We start from the raw sequence: 18,463 nt of genomic DNA, 5'->3' as shown, positions 1-18,463 counted from the left end.
CCTGCCCGTGGTGGGTGGTGAGCCAACCCACGAAGGACTCCACGGTGGGGTGGTCCACGAGGACCGACGGGTCGAGCTCGACGTCCAGTTCGGCGCCGGCCAGGCGCAGGATCTGCACCATCATGATCGAGTCGGTGCCGTAGTCGGCGATGGGTACGTCGGCGGCGAGGCGGTCACGCGCGAAGCCCAACTGCTCGGCGAGCAGCCCGAGCAGCCATGCCTCGGCCTTCTCGGCGATGCTCCCGGCGGTGTGCGGCGCGCCGACGGTGGTGTCGGCAGTGGTGGCGGAGGGCGCGGCGGTCGCCCGGCCCTGCGTCGGGGCCTGCGGCCTGGGGACGCGCAGTGCGCGCGGCGTCCAGTCGGGGGCGACGATCGCCGGCAGCACGACCGGCCCGGCCCCGGTGGACAGGACGTGGTCGAGCAGCCGCAGCCCCTCGGCCTCGGAGAGTTCACCGAGGCCGGTGGCCCGATAGCCGGGCCCTGGGCGCTCAGTGCCCATGCCCACGCCCCGCCAGCTGGGCCAGGCCACGCTCACCAGCGGCAGGCCGTGCGGCGCCCGGCGGGCCACCGCGTCCAGGTGGGCGTTGGCCATCGCGTAGTCGCTCTGTCCGACGGCGGCGGCCGGGACCATCGAGGCGACCGACGAGAACAGCACGCAGAACCGCAGCGGGTCGTCGGCGAGGGCGTCCACCAGGGCGTCGAGTCCGGCGGTCTTGGGGGCGAGCACCGTGCGCACGGCGTCGGCCGGCTTGCGCACGAAGGCGAGGTTGTCCCGGTCGACGAGCCCGGCGGCGTGCAGGACGCCGCCGATCGGGCCGAACTCCCGCCGGACCCCGGCCAGTGCCGCGTGTACGGCCGCCGCGTCCTCCCCCAGAGGCAGCGCGAGCACCCGCAGCCGCACCCCGTCGCGCTCCAGGGCGCGCAGCCCGTCGAGCTTGCGGCCCAGCGGCGTGTCCGTGCCGTGGCGGTCCCATTCGTGGCGCGGCGGCAGTGGGTCGCGCCCGGTGAGGACGAGGGTGCGCGCACCCCACTGGTCGACGGCGTGCCGGGCCACCGCGAGGCCGATGCCGCGCGTGCCGCCGGTGATGAGCAGCGGCCGGTCGGCGGGGAAGCGGACCGGGGCGCCGGTGGCGGCCGGGAGTTCGGCGAGCTCGGCCCGGTGCCGGATCCCGTGCCGGTAGGCGACCTCGAAGTCGTCGCCGCCGTCGGCCAGTTCGGCCGCCACGAGGCCGGGCAGGGCGGGGTCTGCGGGGTCGGCCTCCAGGTAGCGGGAGCGGACCCGTCCGTACTCGCTCTGGAGCATGCGGTAGAGCCCGGCGCGCGCGTCGCCCGTGCCGACGCCGAGCAGCAGCGCCTCGCGTCCGGTCATCCGCTGCACCGCGGGGAGCCAGGCGTCGAGGCCGACGCCGCCGAGGTCGACAAGCGCGTCGAACCGGTCGTGCAGATCCGCCGCGCGGGAGACCTGCTCCGCGCCGGGCAGGGCCTCGACGAGATGGCGGGCGTGCTGCCCGCCGCCGAGGACGGCCACCGCGCGGGGCCGGCGGCCCTCGGTGGCGGGGGCGGGCCGCCACTCCCTGACCAGGAGGCGGGTGCCCTGGGGCGCCGGGACGGCGGCGGGGGGCCGCCGGGCGACGAAGACCTCCCCGAACGCGTCGGGCTCGGCCACCGGCCGCCATACCTCGTCGTAGCCGGTGTCCTGGAGGACCTCCTGCCAGCGGGGGGCGGAGAGGAGGGGCGCGCCGGGGAGGCGGACGTCCTCGTCGTCGTAGAGCCACCAGCCGTCGAGCAGGCCGAAGGTGAGGGTGAGGACCGCGGACTTGCGGGTGACCTCGTTGATGACGAGGACTCCGCCGGGGCGCAGCGCCGCGGCGAGGTTGCGCAGGACGAGGCGGATGTCCTGGGTGGCGTGCAGGACATTGGTGGCCACGATGACGTCGCAGTCGCCGCCGGTGAGGTGCTCGCCCGCGCCGGGCCGTGTCACGTCCCAGCGGCCGTAGCGTACGTAGGGCCTGCCGGGTCCGAAGCGCTGCTCCGCCTGGTCGAGGAAGGCCGGTGACAGGTCGGTGTACCAGTACTCGACGCGGTCGGCGTACGCGTCGACGCGCGGCAGTACGACGGCGGTGGTGCCGCCGGTGCCCGCGCCGGCCTCGGCGAGGCGCACGGTGGCCGAGGGGTCCTCGGCGAGGCGTTCGCGCACCGCCGTGGCGGTCACTTCCGCCACCACGTCGTTGAGCCGGTCGGCGACCGCGTTGCCCTGGTACACGGCGGTGAGCTTGGCCATGGAGCCGCCGGGGAACAGCACGTCGGTCGCGGGCAGCGCGCCGGAGAGGATCTCGGGCAGCCGGTCGGCGCACTCTTCGACGAGGGAGAGCTGCGCGTCCCAGTAGGGGTCGGACGCGAAGCGCTCGCGTACGGCGGTCCATGCCGGGTCGTGGGCCTGGGGCCGCTGTGCCGTGAGCTCCAGGACGTCGTCGTACCGCCAGGTCAGGCCGGTGGCGGTGAGCAGCCGGGCCGCCTCGTCCAGCCAGCGGCGGTACTTGTCCACGACGGCGAGGCGCCGCGCCAGGCCGTCCACGGACTCGGTGCGGCCGTCGGCGAACGCGCCTGCCCCGCAGAGCCGCAGGAGTACGCGGCCGGCGATCAGCCGGTCGAGTTCCTCGGCGGACAGGGCGGCGGGGGCCGGGGCGGGCGGGATGACGGCGCCGTCCTTGATCCGGCTCAGTCCGCCGCTCTCGGCGGGGTCTGCGGGGCCCTGGGGGGCGAGGGTGGCTTCGACGGCCGCGGCCGCTTCGAACGCCCCCGGGAAGCGCGCCGCGAGATGCGCCGCCAGATCGCGGACCGTGGTGTATTCGAAGAGCAGCGTGGGCTCCAGCTCCTGGCCCACGGCTTCCTGCACGGCTTCGACCAGGCTCAGTACCTGCACCGATTCGAGGCCGAGTTCGTAGTAGCCGGCGGTCGCCGGTATCGACCGCGGGTCGCGGTCCAGGCGGTCGGCCAACAGGCGCCGCAGGAAGACCTCCGCACGGTCGGCCACGGGCGTGCCGGGCTCGGCGGCCCGGGCGGGACCGGCCGGCAGGTGCGCGGGCGTGTCCGTCACCGCCTTGCTGGACAGCTCCGACAGTTCGGCCACCTTCCGCCCCTTTGGGTCGAAGAAGTCCACGGAGAACCGGACGACCTCGCCGCGCCGGATCACCGACGAACGGCGTACGCGGGCCGTGCAGCGCCCGGTCAGCGGCCCCGCCGCGCGGAACGAGGCGATGTGCAGCGGCAGGAACGCCTGCCCGCCGGTGTCGAGCAGCGCCCCCGCCGCGACCGCACCGCCGAGCAGCAGCGCCGGGTGCACGAGGAAGTCGCCCTCAGGCGCGGTGAGTTCGGCGGTCAGCTGCTCCCGGTCGACGCGGACCATGCCTTCGGCGCGCGCGGCGCCGCTGTAGTGCTGGCCGTTGGCGCCGTCCCTCAGATAGGTCTCGGCCAGTGGCCTCGGGGCGCCGTCGGCCGGACCGTCCAACCGCTCGCGGAAAGCTGGGGCGTCGGTGACGTCGGTGACATCGGCGACGTCGGTGACGAGCACCTCGGCCGTGGCGTAGGGGTCGCCGTCGGTCACGGTGACCTGCCAGCGGCCCGGACCGTCGGCGACACAGCGGATCTCCGCGGTCACCGGCCCGTCCGTCACATCGAGCGGGCGCAGCGCGGTGAGGTCACGGATCGTCAGCCGCTCGACGGGGTGCCCGTGGTCGCGGAAGACCCCGGCGACGAGATCCGCGTAGGCCAACGCGGGCAGCAGCGAGCGGCCCTGGACCCGATGCCCGGCGATGACCGGGGTGTCGGTGGACAGCAGCACCTTGCCGTACGGGGCGGACGGCCGCGGCGTGGCCGGGCCCCGCACGGCGTCGGCCGCGGGCAGCCAGCAGCGCTCCCTGGCGAAGGGGTAGCCGGGCAGGGAGACCCGCGGGCCGCCGCCGGGCCAGGTGACGTCGGCGCCGCGCACCCAGGCGGCGGCCAGTTCGCGCGGGGTGCCGCCGGTGGCCGGTGCGGCGGCGCGGGTGACGGTGCCCGTCAGGACGCGCGCGGTGTCCGCTCCGGAGAGGTGCTCCTCCAGGGCTGCCACGAGGTCGTCCACGCCGTCGAAGACCACGGCGAGGCGGTGCGCCATCGGCTCGCGGGTCCGGAGCGTGGCGGCGAGCGCGGCCGGGTCGGTGCCGCGTCCCTCGCCGCGCAGGAACTCCGCCGTCCGCTTGGTGTGTTCGGTGAGCCGCTCCGCGTCGCGGGCGGAGAGCACGCACACGTACGGCGGCTGCTGCCCGGGCGGCTGCGTGGGTGGCACGAACTCCTCCAAGATCACGTGGGCGTTGCTGCCGCCCGCCCCGAACGCGCTGATCGCGGCGGTACGGGGCAGGGGGCGGCCCGCGGCGTCGACGCGCGGCGTCCAGGGGGCCCGCTCGCGTTGCAGCCGGAAGGGGGTGGCGTCCAGGTCGAGATGGGGGTTCAGGCGTTCGGCGTGCAGCGAGGGCACCAGTTCCTGATGGCGCAGTTGCAGCAGGACCTTGGTGAGCGCGGCCATGCCCGCGGCCGACTCGGCGTGCCCGATGTTCGACTTCACCGAGCCGATCGGGATGCGTACGCCGGTCAAGTCGTGCCCCTCGAAGGCGCGGACCAGGCCGGTGATCTCCACCGGGTCGCCGAGCGAGGTGCCCGTGCCGTGCGCCTCCAGGTAGTCCAGCTCGGCGGGGGCAAGGCCGGCGCGGTCCAGCGCCTCGCGGATCATCACGCCCTGGGCCTTGGGGTTGGGCACGCTGAAGCCCTTGCCGGCCCCGCCGTGGTTCACCGCCGTCGACCTGACCACGGCGAGGATGCGGTCGCCGTTCGCCTCGGCCGCGCGGCGGCGCTTGAGCAGCACGGCCCCGGAGCCCTCGGCGGGCACGTAGCCGTCGCCGCCCTCGCCGAAGCTGCGGCACCGGCCGTCGGTGGAGAGGAATCCGCCCTTGGCCAGCTGGAGGTATTTCAGCGGGTGGCTGGAGACGTTGACACCGCCGGCCACGGCGACCTCGCAGTCACCGTCCCGGATCGCCCGGCAGGCGAGGTGGAGCGCGGTGAGCGAGGACGAGCACATCGTGTCGAGGGCGATGCTCGGGCCGTCGAAGTCGAAGAAGTACGAGACGCGGTTGGCCACGGAGGCGTACGACGACGAGGTGGCCGCGCCGTCGCCGCGCAGCGCCTCGTCGACGCCGTACAGCTGGTAATGGCCGTACATCAGGCCGACGAAGACGCCGGTGCGGACCTCGGAGAGCGCGGCGCGGGATGTGCCCGCGTCCTCCAGGAGGTGCCACACGGTCTCCAGGAAGATGCGTTCCTGCGGGTCGATGTGGACGGCTTCCACCTGGGACATGCGGAAGAACATGGGGTCGAAGGAGGCCACGTCGGAGAGCCAGCCGCCCCACTTGGCGTAGGTCTTGCCGGGGGCGTCGCGGTCCGGGTCGTAGAACCGGTCGTGGTCCCAGCGGTCCTTCGGCACCTCTTCGACGCAGTCCTTGCCCTCGCGCAGGTTGCGCCAGAACCGGCCGAGGTCGTCGGCCTGCGGGTAGCGGCCCGCGACGCCGACGATCACGATGTCGTCGTCGGAGGCGGAGTGCCGCCGGGGCGCGGGAGCAGCGGTCGCGCGCACGTCCCGCGCGAGCGGCACCGCCACGGCCGACGCCTGGGCCGGTGCCGTGTGCTCGGCGGGCAGCGCGGATCGCGGGCCGGGGGCGGCCAGGTCCCGCAGCGCGGCCGGGTGCCGCTCGACCAGGAAGTCGGCCAGCTCACCGATCGTCAGGTATTCAAAGAACAGCGTCTTGGACAGCGGTCCGAAGCGCTCCTCCAGCGTGCGCGTGAGGCTGAGCACCAGCAGCGAGTCGACGCCGTAGCGGTCGAACGCCTCGTCCTCCGCGACGTCGTCCAGCGGCATCTTCAGCTCGTCGGCGAGGAGTTCCCGCAGGAACCGGACCGTGGGGGCGCGCAGTTCGCCGCCCTCCGGGTCCGGGGCGGCTTCGGCGTCCTCGACGTCCTCGGAGGTGGGCCCTGCGGGGCCTTCGCGCAGGGCATCGGCGATCCGCACCCGGTCGCCCGCCGTGAGCAGGAGCCGGGAGGCACCGCTCCGCAGAGCCGCCTCCAGTGCGTCGAGCGCCGCATCGGCCGGCAGCGGTTCCATGCCGAACTCGCGCCGCATGGCCTGGCGGGCCTCGGCGGTGAGGGTCATGCCACCGTCGCGCCACAGCGACCAGTCGACCGTCAGACCGCCGCCGGGGCGCCGCTCCAGGTAGTGGTCGAGGAAGCTGTTGGCGTACGCGTAGTCGCTCTGCCCCGTGTTGCCGAAGACGGCGGCGGTCGAGCCGAACGCGACGAAGTAGTCGGGGGCGTCGGCCCGGGTCGCCTCGTCCAGGTGGACCAGGCCGCGCACCTTGGGTGCGAGCACCTCGTCGGCGTCCGCGCCGCTCTTGTGCAGCACCAGGGAGTCCCGCAGCGTGCCCGCCGCGTGCACCACGCCCGCGACGCGTCCGAACCGGCGCCGGGCCTCGGCCACCACCCGCTCGACGTCGGACCGCGCACCGACATCGGCCGCGAGGTGCAGCCAGCCGTCCGGGAGCGGCGCGTCCGGCGCGGTCCGGCTGACGAGGACGACGTGCGCGCCCGGGTGCCGGGCGATCCGCTCGGCCACCAGCAGGCCCAGCTTCCCGGTGCCCCCGGTGATCAGGTGCGCCCCGTCCCGGGCCAGCGGCGAGGGGCCGCTCCCGGGAAGCGCGCGCTCGCGCCAGGCGCGGACCGTGCGCCTTGGGCCGTCGATACGGACCTCGGGCTCGCCGTCGACTGCCAGTTCGGCGAGCACCAGTTCGGCGAGTTCCCGCACGGATGCGGAGCCGGGGGCGCGGGCGGCGGTGGCCGCGGAGCCGACCGGAGTTCCTGAGCCGGTCACCGGTCCGGAGCCGGCACGCAGGAGCACGCTCATCCGGATCGCGGGCTGCTCCTGGACGATCGTCCGGGCGAACCCGTCAAGGGCCGCGTGGGCGGCGTGGGCCGCCCCGGCCGCTCCGGGCCCGCCGTCATGGACGTACAGATAGCGCAGCGGTCCGCCGCGGTCGGCGATCCGCGTCCGGCAGATGTCCAGGGCGGTGCGGAACCCGGCGCGCAGCGCCTCGTCGAGACCGCCCCCGGCACCGGAACCTCCCTCGGCGGCCAGGTGGACGAGGTGCGAGGCCCGCTCCGGAGCGCCGACGACCACCCTCAACTCCGGGGCGATCAAGGCGAGTTCGTCACGCAGCGCCTGGGCGCGGCCGTCCCCCGTGTCGATGACGGACAGCAGCTCCATCCCGCCCAGCGGGGCAGCACCGGGCGGGCGTTCCGCGTCCTGCCACACCGGCTCGAAGGCGTGTACGCGGGGCTCGGCGCCGGGCACGGACCGTTCCGTGCCCGGCACGGCCCGCAGGGTGAAGCGTTCGATCCGCGCCACGACCATGCCGTCGAGGGCGGCCAGGCTGATGTCGAAGATCTGTGCGTCGGCGCGGCGCTCCACGACCACGGCGTGCACGAGGCAGTCGGCGGGCAGCTCGGCGAAGATGTGCACGGACCCGATCGCGTACGGCAGATGCGCCGTCGACCCCGGTACCAGCCAACCGGCGGTCTGAAGGGCCCCGTCGAGCAGTGAGGGGTGGAACCGGTGGGCGCCGACGTCGGGGCGGCGCAGCCGGGCCAGCGCCTCGGAGTCCCCGAGGGCGAGTTCCTCGATGACCTGGAAGGCCGGACCGTACCGGAAGCCGAGCCTGCCGAAGTACTCGTAGCACTCCTGCCGGGTCCTGCTCTGCGCGCACCGGGCGCGCACGGCTGCGGGGTCGAGTGGGGCGGGTGCCTCGAAGGCGCCGTCCTCCTCGTCGAAGACCAGGCGGCCGCGGGCGTGTGGACGTTCGCCGGTGATCTCGAACGCGCCGGAGGGTGCCACCGCCACCCGCAGGTCCCGCTCCTGTCCCGGGGAGAGGGTGACGGGCGCCGCCCAGACGACCTCGTCGATCCGCCGGACGGCGGCGGTGCCGTGCGCCCGCTCACCGGCGAGCCGCGCCATCTCCAGGTAGACGACGCCCGGAAGCACGCGCTCCGCGCCGACCTGGTGATCTGCCAGGTAGAACTCCGCGCCGGTGAGGCGCTTGGCGAAGGCGGACTCGTTGAACGTCGACACGTTCGCGTCGAGCAGCTCCGCCGTGGCCGGGCTCGGCTCGGTGACGGGCGCTGCGGTGGTGGGCGGCGCGGTGGTGGCCGGGGCGTCGACCCAGTGCCGGGTCGGTTCGAACGGGTAGGTCGGCAGCCCGATCCTGCGCCCGCCCGGCAGGCCGGACCAGTCCACGTCCGCGCCGTCGGTCCACAGCTGGGCCAGGGACTCCAGGTCACGCTCGGCCGACAGGGCGCGTACGAAGTCCTGCCAGGCCGTGCCGCGCGACGTGACGGCGCGGCGGTGCCCGGCGCTCACCCGGGCGCGCAGCACGCCCGCCGCCGTCGCCGTGCGGCCTTCGGCGCAGGCGTCCAGGCGGTCGAGCAGTTCGGCGCGGCCGCGGGCGACGAAGGCGAGCCGCTCCTCCATGGCCTCGCGGCCGACCCGCAGGGTGTGGGCGACGTCGGCGGGCGAGGGCCGCCGCGCCCGGATGTGGGCGGCCAGGCGGCGGGCCTGCGCCCGCAGGGCTCCCTCGGTCCTGGCGGAGAGCACGAACAGTTCCTCGGCCGACTCCTCTGCCGACTCCTCTGCCGACTCCTCTGCCGCGCTGTCCGGGCCGTCCGCCGCGGTCGGCGCCTCCTCGACCACGACGTGCGCGTTGGCACCGCCGAAGCCGAAGGAGCTGACGCCCGCCCGGCGGGGCAGCGCGGAGCCGTCCTCGGCGAGCGGCGCGGGCCAGGAGCGCGTGGTGTCGACGATCTCGAAGGGGCTGCCGTCCAGTTCGAGGTAGGGGTTGCGCTCGCGGAAGTGCAGGCTGGCAGGCAGGGTGCGGTGCCGCAGCGCGAGGAGGACCTTGAGCAGGCCCGCGATGCCCGCGGCGGCCTCCAGGTGCCCGATGTTGGTCTTCACCGAGCCGATGCCACAGCTGCTCCCCTCCCTCCCTCGCTCGTGGCCCTGCGTCCGCGCGCCGCCGCCGAGGCGTTCGAACGCCTCGGTCAGGCCGCTGATCTCGATGGGGTCGCCCAAGGCCGTGCCGGTCCCGTGCGCCTCGATGTAGCCGACCGTGCGGGGGTCGACGCCCGCCGCCTGGTAGGCGTCGACGAGCACGTCGGCCTGCGCGTTCGGGTTGGGCGAGGTGAGCGAGGTGGTGCGCCCGCCGTGGTTGACGGCGGCGGCCTTGATCACCGCGGCCACGCGGTCGCCGTTCCTGCGCGCGGCCGTGTGGTCCCGCAGTACCACGACACCGACGCCCTCACCCCGTACGTAACCGTTGGCCGAGGCGTCGAAGGCCTTGCACCGGCCGTCCTCGCTGAGCATCTCGCCGCGGCTCAGCGCCTCGTAGATGCCGGGGTCGAGGATCAGGCTGACGCCGCCCGCGATCGCGAGGTCGCACGTGCCGTCGCGGAGGGCTCCGACGGCCTGGTGCACGGCGGTGAGCGAGCTGGAGCAGGCCGTGTCCACCGTCACGCTGGGGCCGCGCAGGTCGAGGAGGTAGGAGATGCGGTTGGGGATGATCGACAGGGCGGCGCCGGTGAGCGTGTGGGCCTGCGCCGAGCGGCCGGCGGCGCGCTGCACCTCGGCGTAGTCGGAGTTGGTGGTGCCGATGAAGACGCCGACCCGCTTGCCCGCCAGGTCGCTCGCGCGGTAGCCCGCGTCCTCGATCGCCGACCACACCACTTCGAGGAGCAGCCGCTGCTGCGGGTCCATCAGCTCGGCCTCGCGCGGCGAGATGCCGAAGAAGGCCGCGTCGAAGCGGTCGACTCCGCTGAGGAAACCGCCCCAGCGGGAGCGGGAGCCGTCCGCGTGCGCCCGCCAGTCCCAGCGGTCGGCGGGGATCTCGGTGACCAGGTCCCTGCCGTGTTCCAGGTTCTCCCAGAACTCCGCCAAGTCGGCCGAGCCGGGGAACCGGCCGGCCATCCCGACGACGGCCACGTCGCCCGCCCGGGCCGCCTGCCCCGCCGCCCGGACCTCGCTCCCGGCCTCGGGCGCCGTATCGGGCGCCGTCTGGAGCGCCGCCAGATGCGCCGCGACCGCGGTGACCGTCGGATGGCGGTAGAAGACGGTCGGCAGCACTTGCGTCCCGTACCGCTCGCTGATGCGCGTGCTGAGCACGGTGAAGCTGACCGAGTTCATCCCGAGTTGCCCGAGAGGCACATCGGCGGGGATCTGCGCGGCGTCCGTGTCGAGGATGTCGGCGATCAGGCCGGTCAACTCCTCGACGCGCGGCGCGGTATGGCTCCTCACGCCCGCCTCACGGCGTGCCCGCGCCACGGCGGCCGCTCCCCGCAGCTCGTTCAGGGGCACGTCCGTGAGCCTCGCGCGGTCCACCTTGCCGTTGAGCGTCTGCGGCAGCGACGTCAGCGGGACCAGGACGTCGGGGACCATGTGGGCCGGCAGCCACTGGCCGAGCGCCTCGCGACGGGGCACGGCGGTGCCTTCGTCGAGCACGAGGAAGGCGTGCAGGACGTTCTCGCCGCCGACGCGGCGCGCGACCACCGCGGCCTCGCGGACGCCGTCCTGGCCGCGCAGCACCGCCTCGATCTCGCCGGGCTCGATCCGGAAGCCGCGGACCTTCACCTGGGAGTCGAGCCTGCCCAGGTACTCGATGCGGCCGTCGGGCAGCTCGCGCACCAGGTCACCGGTGCGGTAGCGGCGGTCGCCGTCCATGGTGACGAACCGTTCGGCGGTCAGCTCCGGGCGGCCCAGATAGCCGGTCGCCAGGCCCGCGCCGCCGATGTACAGCTCGCCGGGCACGCCGGGCGGCACCGTACGGCCACGCGTGTCCAGCACGTACAGCCGTGTGTTGGCGATCGGATGACCTATGGTGACGCGCTCGCCGGGCGCGAGGCGGCACACGGCCGACCAGATGGTGGTCTCCGTCGGTCCGAACATGTTCCACACCTGACCGGCACGGCTCAGCAGCTGTTCGGCGGTGTCCTGGTCGAGTGCCTCTCCCCCGCACAGCGCCTTCAGCCCGGGGGCGCCGGTCCAGCCCGCGGCGAGCAGCATCTTCCAGGTCGCGGGGGTCGCCTGGACGACGGTGGCGGGGCTCGACTCGATGAGGCGGCGCAGCAGTACGCCGTCGCGGGCGACCTCGGCGGGCACGATCTCCACGCGGCCGCCGGTGATCAGGGGCAGGAAGAGTTCGAGGGCCGCGATGTCGAAGCAGACGGTGGTGAGCGCGAGCAGGTGGTCCCCCGCGCCGAGGCCGGGCTCCTCGGCCATGGACAGGAGCAGGTTGGCCAGCGCTCGGTGCGGGACCTGCACCCCTTTGGGGCGGCCGGTCGATCCGGAGGTGTAGATCACGTACGCGGCGTCGTCCGGGCCGGGCGCGACGCCCGGCTCCGGCTGACCGGCCTCCGTGTACGCCCCTTCGCTCGCGTCGACCGGCAGGGCCGGCGCGCCGAGGTCGGGGTGTGTTCCGGAGCGGGTGAGCAGCAGGTGCAGTCCGGCGTCCTCGGCCATGTAGCGAAGCCGCTCGGCCGGGTAGTCGGGGTCGAGCGGCACATAGGCGCCGCCGGCCGCGAGGACGCCGAGGAGGGCGACGAGCATGTCCGCCGACCGGTCGACCAGTACGCCGACGTTGCGTCCCGGAGCGACTCCGGCGCGGCGCAGGCGGGCCGCCAGCGCGTCGACGCGTCCGGTGAGTTCGCGGTAGGTGAGAGTGGTGCCCCGGTCAAAGACGGCGACGGCCTCGGGGGTGCGGCGGGCCTGCTCGGTGAGGAGCGTGGGCAGGACGCGGTCGTCGGGGTAGTCGCGTCGGGTGCGGCGCTGCCGCTCCTCGGCCAGGCGCAGTTCGTCGGCGCTGCGCAGGGGCAGGCCGCCGATGTCGCTGTCGGGCGCGGCGAGGGCCGCGTCGAGCAGCGGGCCGAAGTGGTCGCCGAGCCGCCGAACGGTCTCCTCGTCGAAGAGGTCGGGGTTGTACTTGAGGCAGTAGCGGGCACCCTCGGACTCCTCGACGACCTCCAGTGTGACGTCGAACTCCCCTTCCTGGTGGACGCCGTGGAACACGTCGGCGACCGGGGTGGTGTCGATGTCGTCCTCCACCCAGTTCTGGAAGTAGAAGGCGGTGTCGAACAGGCGGGAGGCGCGCAGTTCCTGAGCGAGCGTCAGCAGCGGGTAGTCACCGTGCTCAAGGGCCTCCAGGACGGTGTCCCGTATGTCGCGCAGAAGGGTCCGGAAGTCCTGGTCCTGCTCCGCGAGGTCGTGCTTGAGGACGACCATGTTCATGAAGTAGCCGAGTACGTCGGCGTACTCCGGGGAGGGCCGCCCGGCGACGGGGGTGCCGATCAGTACGCGGTCCTGCTGCGTGTAGCGGTGCAGGAGGGTGGCGTAGGCGGCGAGGAGCACGGTGAACAGCGAGGTCCGCTCGTCGGCGGCGAGCTGCCTGGCGGCCCGGATCTGCCGCGCGTCCAGGCGTCCCTCGACAGAGGCGCCCCGGTAGCTCGGTGCGGCCGGGCGGGGGCGGTCGAGGGGAAGCTGGAGCCTGGGCAGTTCCCCGGAGAGCTGTCGCAGCCAGTACGCGCGCAGGCGGTCGCCGCGCTCCGAACCCAGCAGCTCGCTCTGCCGGTCGACGAACTCGGCGTAGGTCGCGGGAGGGCCGTCGGTGGGCGGGCACTGCCGGTAGAAGGCGGAGAGTTCGCGCAGGAACACGGCGATGGACAGACCGTCGAAGACGATGTGGTGGAAGGTGAGCAGCAGCACCTGCCGCCCGTCGGCCATGACGAACACCGTGGCCCTCAGGAGGGGCCCGCGGGCCAGGTCGAAGGGCTCGCGGACACTCTCCCTGGCCGCCTCGCGGACGTCGTCCACGGAGCTGGTGTTCACCTCCCGTCGTACGTAGGCGAGTTCCTGGCGGGGTTCGATGATCTGGTGGTCGCCCTCCACCCGGGCGCGGAGCTGCGGGTGCCGGTCGACCATGGACTGGAGCGCGGCGCGCAGGGCGGTCTCGTCGGTGTGCCGGTCCAGCCAGAAGGCGAGGGGCAGGTTGTAGGCGTAGTTGCCGGGCGCCATCTGCTCGATGACGCGCAGCGCCTGCTGGCCGGCCGACAGCGGGAACCGGAGCGGCTCGGGCGCCGCCTCGGGCTGCGGCTCCGGTTCCGGCACCGCGTCGCCGTCCAGGTCGCCGTCGAGGCCGGGGGCCAGGCCGAGGCCGGGTTCCGCTTCCGCCCCGGTCGACCGGCTGATGTGATCGCTCAGCTCGCGCAGCGTGGGGTGCCGCAGCAGATCGCTCAGGCGCAGCCGAATGCCGAGGTCCGCCTCGATCACGGTGGCGATCTTCATGCCGCTCAGCGAGTCGAAGCCGTAGTCCGACAGGAGCCGGTCCGGGTCGACGGGGTCGTCGAGCTTCAGGGTCGCGGTGACGATGTCGCGCAGCTGCGGCAGTGGCCCCCGGCCCGCCCGCCGGGCCTGGGCGGGCCGCTCGGCAGCGGTGGCGGCAGTGGCGGCCGAGTCCGGCACGGGGGCCGGTGCCACGGCGTCCCGTCCCGCGTTCTCGCCTACGATCACGTGCTGGCCGAGGTGCGCGCCCCGGTCCAGGACGACGGCGTCCGCGAAGCCCTCTTCGAGGAGGAGCCGCTGCCAGGTCTGCGCGGTGGCCAGCGGCGCGTCCTTGATGCGCAGTTCCGGGTCGGTGAACGCCCACCAGCCGTCCAGGACGCCGCCGGTGACGGTGATGCTGCTGCGGATCGACGTCAGTTCGTTGAGCACGAGCCGACCGCCGGGGCGCAGCAGCTGTCGCGCCTTGCGCAGGGTGCGGCGCAGGTCTCCGGTCGCGTGCACGACGTTGGTGGCCACCACGATGTCGGCGCTGCCGGGCGCGAATCCCTGGTCGGCCAGGGCCCGTTCGAGGTTGAGCGTACGGAACCGGGTGAAGGGATGGCGCTCGCCGAACCGCTGCTCGGCGCTCTCCAGGAACTGCGGCGAGATGTCGGTGAAGACGTACTCGACCCGGTCGGCCCAGGCGGAAAGGACGGGCAGCACCCGCTCCGTGGTCGCCCCCGTGCCCGCGCCGAACTCGACGACGCACAACCGCTCGTCCGTGCCGAGGGCGGCGATGCGCCGACGGGCGTGCTCCGCGACGGTGTCGGCCGCCAGTTCGTTGAGGGAGTCGGTGAGCGGGTTGCCCCGGTAGAAGTCCTGGACCAGTTCCATCGACGCGTCGGGGAACATGACCTCGGTGGCGCCGATCTCGCCGCGCAGCACCCGCGGGTAGTCGCGCAGGAACAGGCGGGTCAGCTCCACCGTGGCGGTGATGTCCGGGTGGTCGGCCGCGATGCGGTCGAGTTCCCGCTCGGCGTGGGCCAGGTCGGTGCCGTCCGCGAGCGCGAGCACCTCGACGGTGTCGTCTCGCACGGCCACGTGCCCGGCGTCGGCGAGGATGTTCAGCAGGGCCGCGTGCAGCCGGCGGTATGTGGACACGATCCCGAGCCGGTCGGCGAGAGCGGTCACGCCGTCCCGCTCCCCCGGCCGCGTGAAGGCGCCCATCCGCTGGTAGACGCCGAGCAGCGCCCGGTCGCAGAGCGCGGAGAGCCGGTCGTAGCCGGTGAGGACGGCGTCGGCTCCGGGTCCGGCGGGTGCGGGGACCGGGCAGCGGTCGGCGAGCGCCGAGGCGCGGTGGCCGAGCGCGTCGAGGGCCCGCCGGTCGGCGCGGATCGGCATGACCTGCACGGGCCCGTGGGCGAGCACGCGCTCCAGCGAGTCGAGCCCTTCGCGCACGGTGAACTCGGCGACGCCGGTCCTGCGGAAGATCTCCTGGAGCCCCGGCTGCGCTCCGGAGCCGACACGGCCCCAGTAGCCCCAGTTCACCACCCGTACCGGATAAGGGAGTTGGGTGGACAGGAGCCTGCCGTAGGCGTCCTGGAAGGAGCTTGCCGCCACATAGGCGGCGTTGCCCGCCGCGCTGACGAAGGAGCCCACCGAGCTGAAGAACGCCAGGAAGTCCAGGTGTTCACCGGCCAGCGCGGTGGTGAGTGCGGCGGTCAGCGCGAGCGAGCCGTCGATCTTGGCGGCGAGCGCGGCCCGCAGCTCCGCCTCGGTGAGTTCGGCGATGGTGCTGGCGTTGAACGTCATCGCCGCGTGGCACACACCGTGCACCGCGCCGAAGTGCCGCCTGGCCTCCGCGACGGCGTCACGCAGCGCGTCCGGGTCGGCGGCGTCGGCCCGCAGGTGCAGCAGCCGACCGCCTGCCTCGCGCACCCGCTCCGCGGTGGCCCGCTGCTCGGGACCGGGTTCGCCGCGGCTGATCCACACCAGGTTGGCCCGGTGGCGCCGCGCGAGTTCCTCGGACAGGGCACGGCCGATGCCGCCACTGCCCCCGACCAGCAGGTAGGTGCCGCCGACCCGGTAGGGGGAGCGCTCCGGTGCAGGGACGGGCGTCTTGACGAGCTGCCGTACGTGACGGCGTCCGCCCCGCAGCAGTACGGCCCGCCCTGCCGGGTGCGGAGGCTCGGCGAGGATCGCGGCGAACGCGTCCGCCGGATCGGTGTCGGCCACGTCGACGCAGGTGACGTCGAGTTCGGGGCACTCGGCGGCGAGCACCTGCGCGTAGCCGAGGAGCGCGGCCGCGTGGGGGTTGTCCGCGTGGGCGCCCGCGGTGACCACCGTGAGCCGGGTGGCGAGGCCGTGGGTGCGGAAGAGGGCGAGGACGCCGTCACGCAGGGCGGCGTCGAGACCATCCGGGCGGCGCAGCCCGCCGAGGTGGTACAGGTGCCGCACCGGTTCGGTGAGCAGGGTCGCCGGGTCGTCACGATCGAGGCGGACGTGGCGGGCACCGGGGTGCCGGCGGAGCAACGCCTCGGCGAGGCCATCGGGTTCACCGGCGGTGAGCACGGCCACGTCGTGTCCGGCGGTGGCGGCGGGGCGAGGCCCCTGCCCCGGCAGCTCCTCGGGACACCAGACCGGCTGGTAGAAGCCGAGCGGGGGGAGGTCCGTACGGTGTTCCGGCGCGGCCGCGGATTCCATGGCTTCGGCGGGTACGGCGCGCGGGGAGTCGACGGTGGAGTCGTCGGCGGTGGTGCGTATGGGTTCCACGGAGGTACGTATGAGGTCCTTCGCGGACGCAGGTCTTACGAACGGACGGGCACCCGTAGCGGCCGGCGGCTGCGTGGTCGTGGCTTTGGCCGTGGTCGCGGGCTCGGGCTGCGGTAACCAGTAACGCTTGCGGGCGAAGGGGTACGTGGGGAGGCCGACGCGCCGCCCGCCGGTGTCCGGCCACTGCGCTTCGACGCCCCGCGTCCACAGGCGGGCGGCGCTCGCCAGGTCGCCTCCGGACAGGGCGCGTGCGAAGCGGTCCGCCGCGTCCGGCTCCAGCGAACGCCGGGTGCGGCCCGCGTCGTTGAGCTCGACGTCGCCCTCCGCTCCGGCCGCGACCGCCCTCAACACGCCCTTGGCCACGGCGAGTTCACGCGCCGGGAAGGCAAGGCGGACGTCCAGCTGCTCCCGTCCGACGCGCAGGGTGTGCGCGAAGTCGGCGAGCGTCAGGGCGGCTTCGGTCTCGGCACCGGCCAGGTCACGCAGCGAGGTCTTCCCGGAGACGGTCGTCTCCAGACCGAGCCGCTCGCTGAGTCCGGCCAGTTCGGCCGCGCCAAGCCCGTACTCCGCCAGTTCGAGGTCGGGGTCGAGGTCCTGGGGCCTGACCCGCAGCACGTCGGCGGCCACCCGTACGCACTCCTCCAACGACGCCCCGGCGGCCGGGCGGGCGTCGAGGAAGTCGGCGAGCCGGCCCGCGTACACCCGCAGCCGCTCCTCGCTCAGCGCGGAGAGCACGACCAGCTCCTCGGCCCCGCCGTCCGCCGCGGGCGGGCGGCTCCCCCGGTACTCCTCGACGATCAGATGGGCGTTGGCACCCCCGCCGCCGAAGGAGCTGACGCCCGCGCGGCGCGGCAGCTCCCGTTCCCCGCCGTCCCGGTCGCGCAGCACGATCCGGCGCCACGGCGCGGCCTCCTGCTGTACGTGGAAAGGGGTGCCTGACAGGTCGATGTCGGGGTTTAACTCCGCCGAGTGCAGGGACGGCGCCAGCACGCCGTGCTTCAGCTGCATAAGGACCTTGGTGAGGCCCGCGATGCCCGCGGCGGACTCCAGGTGCCCGATGTTGGACTTGAGCGAACCGATGGCGCAGCGGTCCTGGGCGGCCGGAGACCCCACGGCGGCGGGCGCCTCGGAGGTGGGCGCCTCGGAGGTGGGCGCCTCGGCGGCAGGCCCGGCGGAAGCGGGCCCGGCGGCGCCGGCGCGGAAAGCCTCACGCAGGCCGGCGATCTCGATCGGGTCACCGAGCGGGGTGCCGGTGCCGTGCGCCTCCACGTACGTCACGGTCCGGGGATCGACGTCCGCGCGGCGCAACGCGGCGCTGATCACCTCGGCCTGGGCCGAGGGGTTCGGGACGGTGTAACCGCCGGTCCTGCCGCCCGCGTTGATCGCCGAGCCCTTCAGGACGGCGTAGACGCGGTCGCCGTCGGCCTCCGCCGCGCGCAGCGGCTTGAGCAGGACGGCGCCCACTCCCTCGCCGTCCACGAAGCCGTCGGCGTGGGCGCCGAAGCTGCGGCACCGGTCGCCCCGGGAAATCATCTGTCGGTCCGCCAGCATCCGTAGGTGCATGGGGTGCAGGATGAGGTTGACCCCGCCGGCGAGGGCCGTGGCGCACTCTCCGCGGCGCAGGCTCTCGCAGGCCAGATGGACGGCGGTGAGCGAGGCGGAGCAGGCGGTGTCGACGGTGAGGCTCGGGCCGCGCAGGTCGAGCACGTACGACACGCGGTTGGCGATCGACCAGTGGGCGGAGCGTGCGTGCGTGTGGACGCCGAAGGCGCTGCTCAAGCCCGCGAGCCACTCGTAGTCGTTGTTCATCACACCGGCGAACACACCGACGGGGTCCTCCGCGCCGAGCCCCCGGGGGCGGTACCCCGCGTCCTCGATGGTCGCCCAGGCCGTCTCCAGGAAGAGGCGCTCCTGCGGGTCCATCTCCTCGGCGTCGGAGGGTGAGATCTGGAAGAGGAGCGGGTCGAACCTGTCGACGTCGTCGAGCCAGCCGCCCCACTTGCTGTAGCCGCGGCCGTCCTTGGACTCCGGGTGGTAGTGCTCGTCCACGTCCCAGCGCTCGCCCGGCACCTCGCCGACACAGTTGCGGCCTTCGACGACGTTGCGCCACAGCTCGTCCGGGGTCCGCGCCGAGGGATACCGCCCCGCGAGCCCGATGACCGCGATGTCCTCGCCCGCGCGCGAGGACGCGGCCGCGGGGGCGGCCTGCTGCTGTACCGACGCCAGCAGTTTCAGGAGAAGAGCACGCTTGTCGTCCAT

The 18,463-nt window shown here is 74.2% G+C and carries 1 protein-coding gene (only partly in view); it reads right to left on the bottom strand.

Annotated features, from left to right (window positions below):
• On the bottom strand, positions 1 to 18,463 hold the 5' portion of the coding sequence (locus tag ACF062_RS26030; protein ID WP_392141694.1) for an amino acid adenylation domain-containing protein. 5,027 nt of this gene lie to the left of the window's left edge; the window shows 18,463 of its 23,490 coding nt (coding positions 1–18,463); the start codon lies at positions 18,461 to 18,463; the stop codon falls past the left edge of the window.

The organism is Streptomyces sp. NPDC015345, assembly GCF_043078805.1.
In the GTDB taxonomy this organism is placed as follows: domain Bacteria; phylum Actinomycetota; class Actinomycetes; order Streptomycetales; family Streptomycetaceae; genus Streptomyces.
The sequence above is the reverse complement of the archived record's forward strand: the minus strand, read 5'-3'. Positions and strand labels throughout refer to the sequence as shown.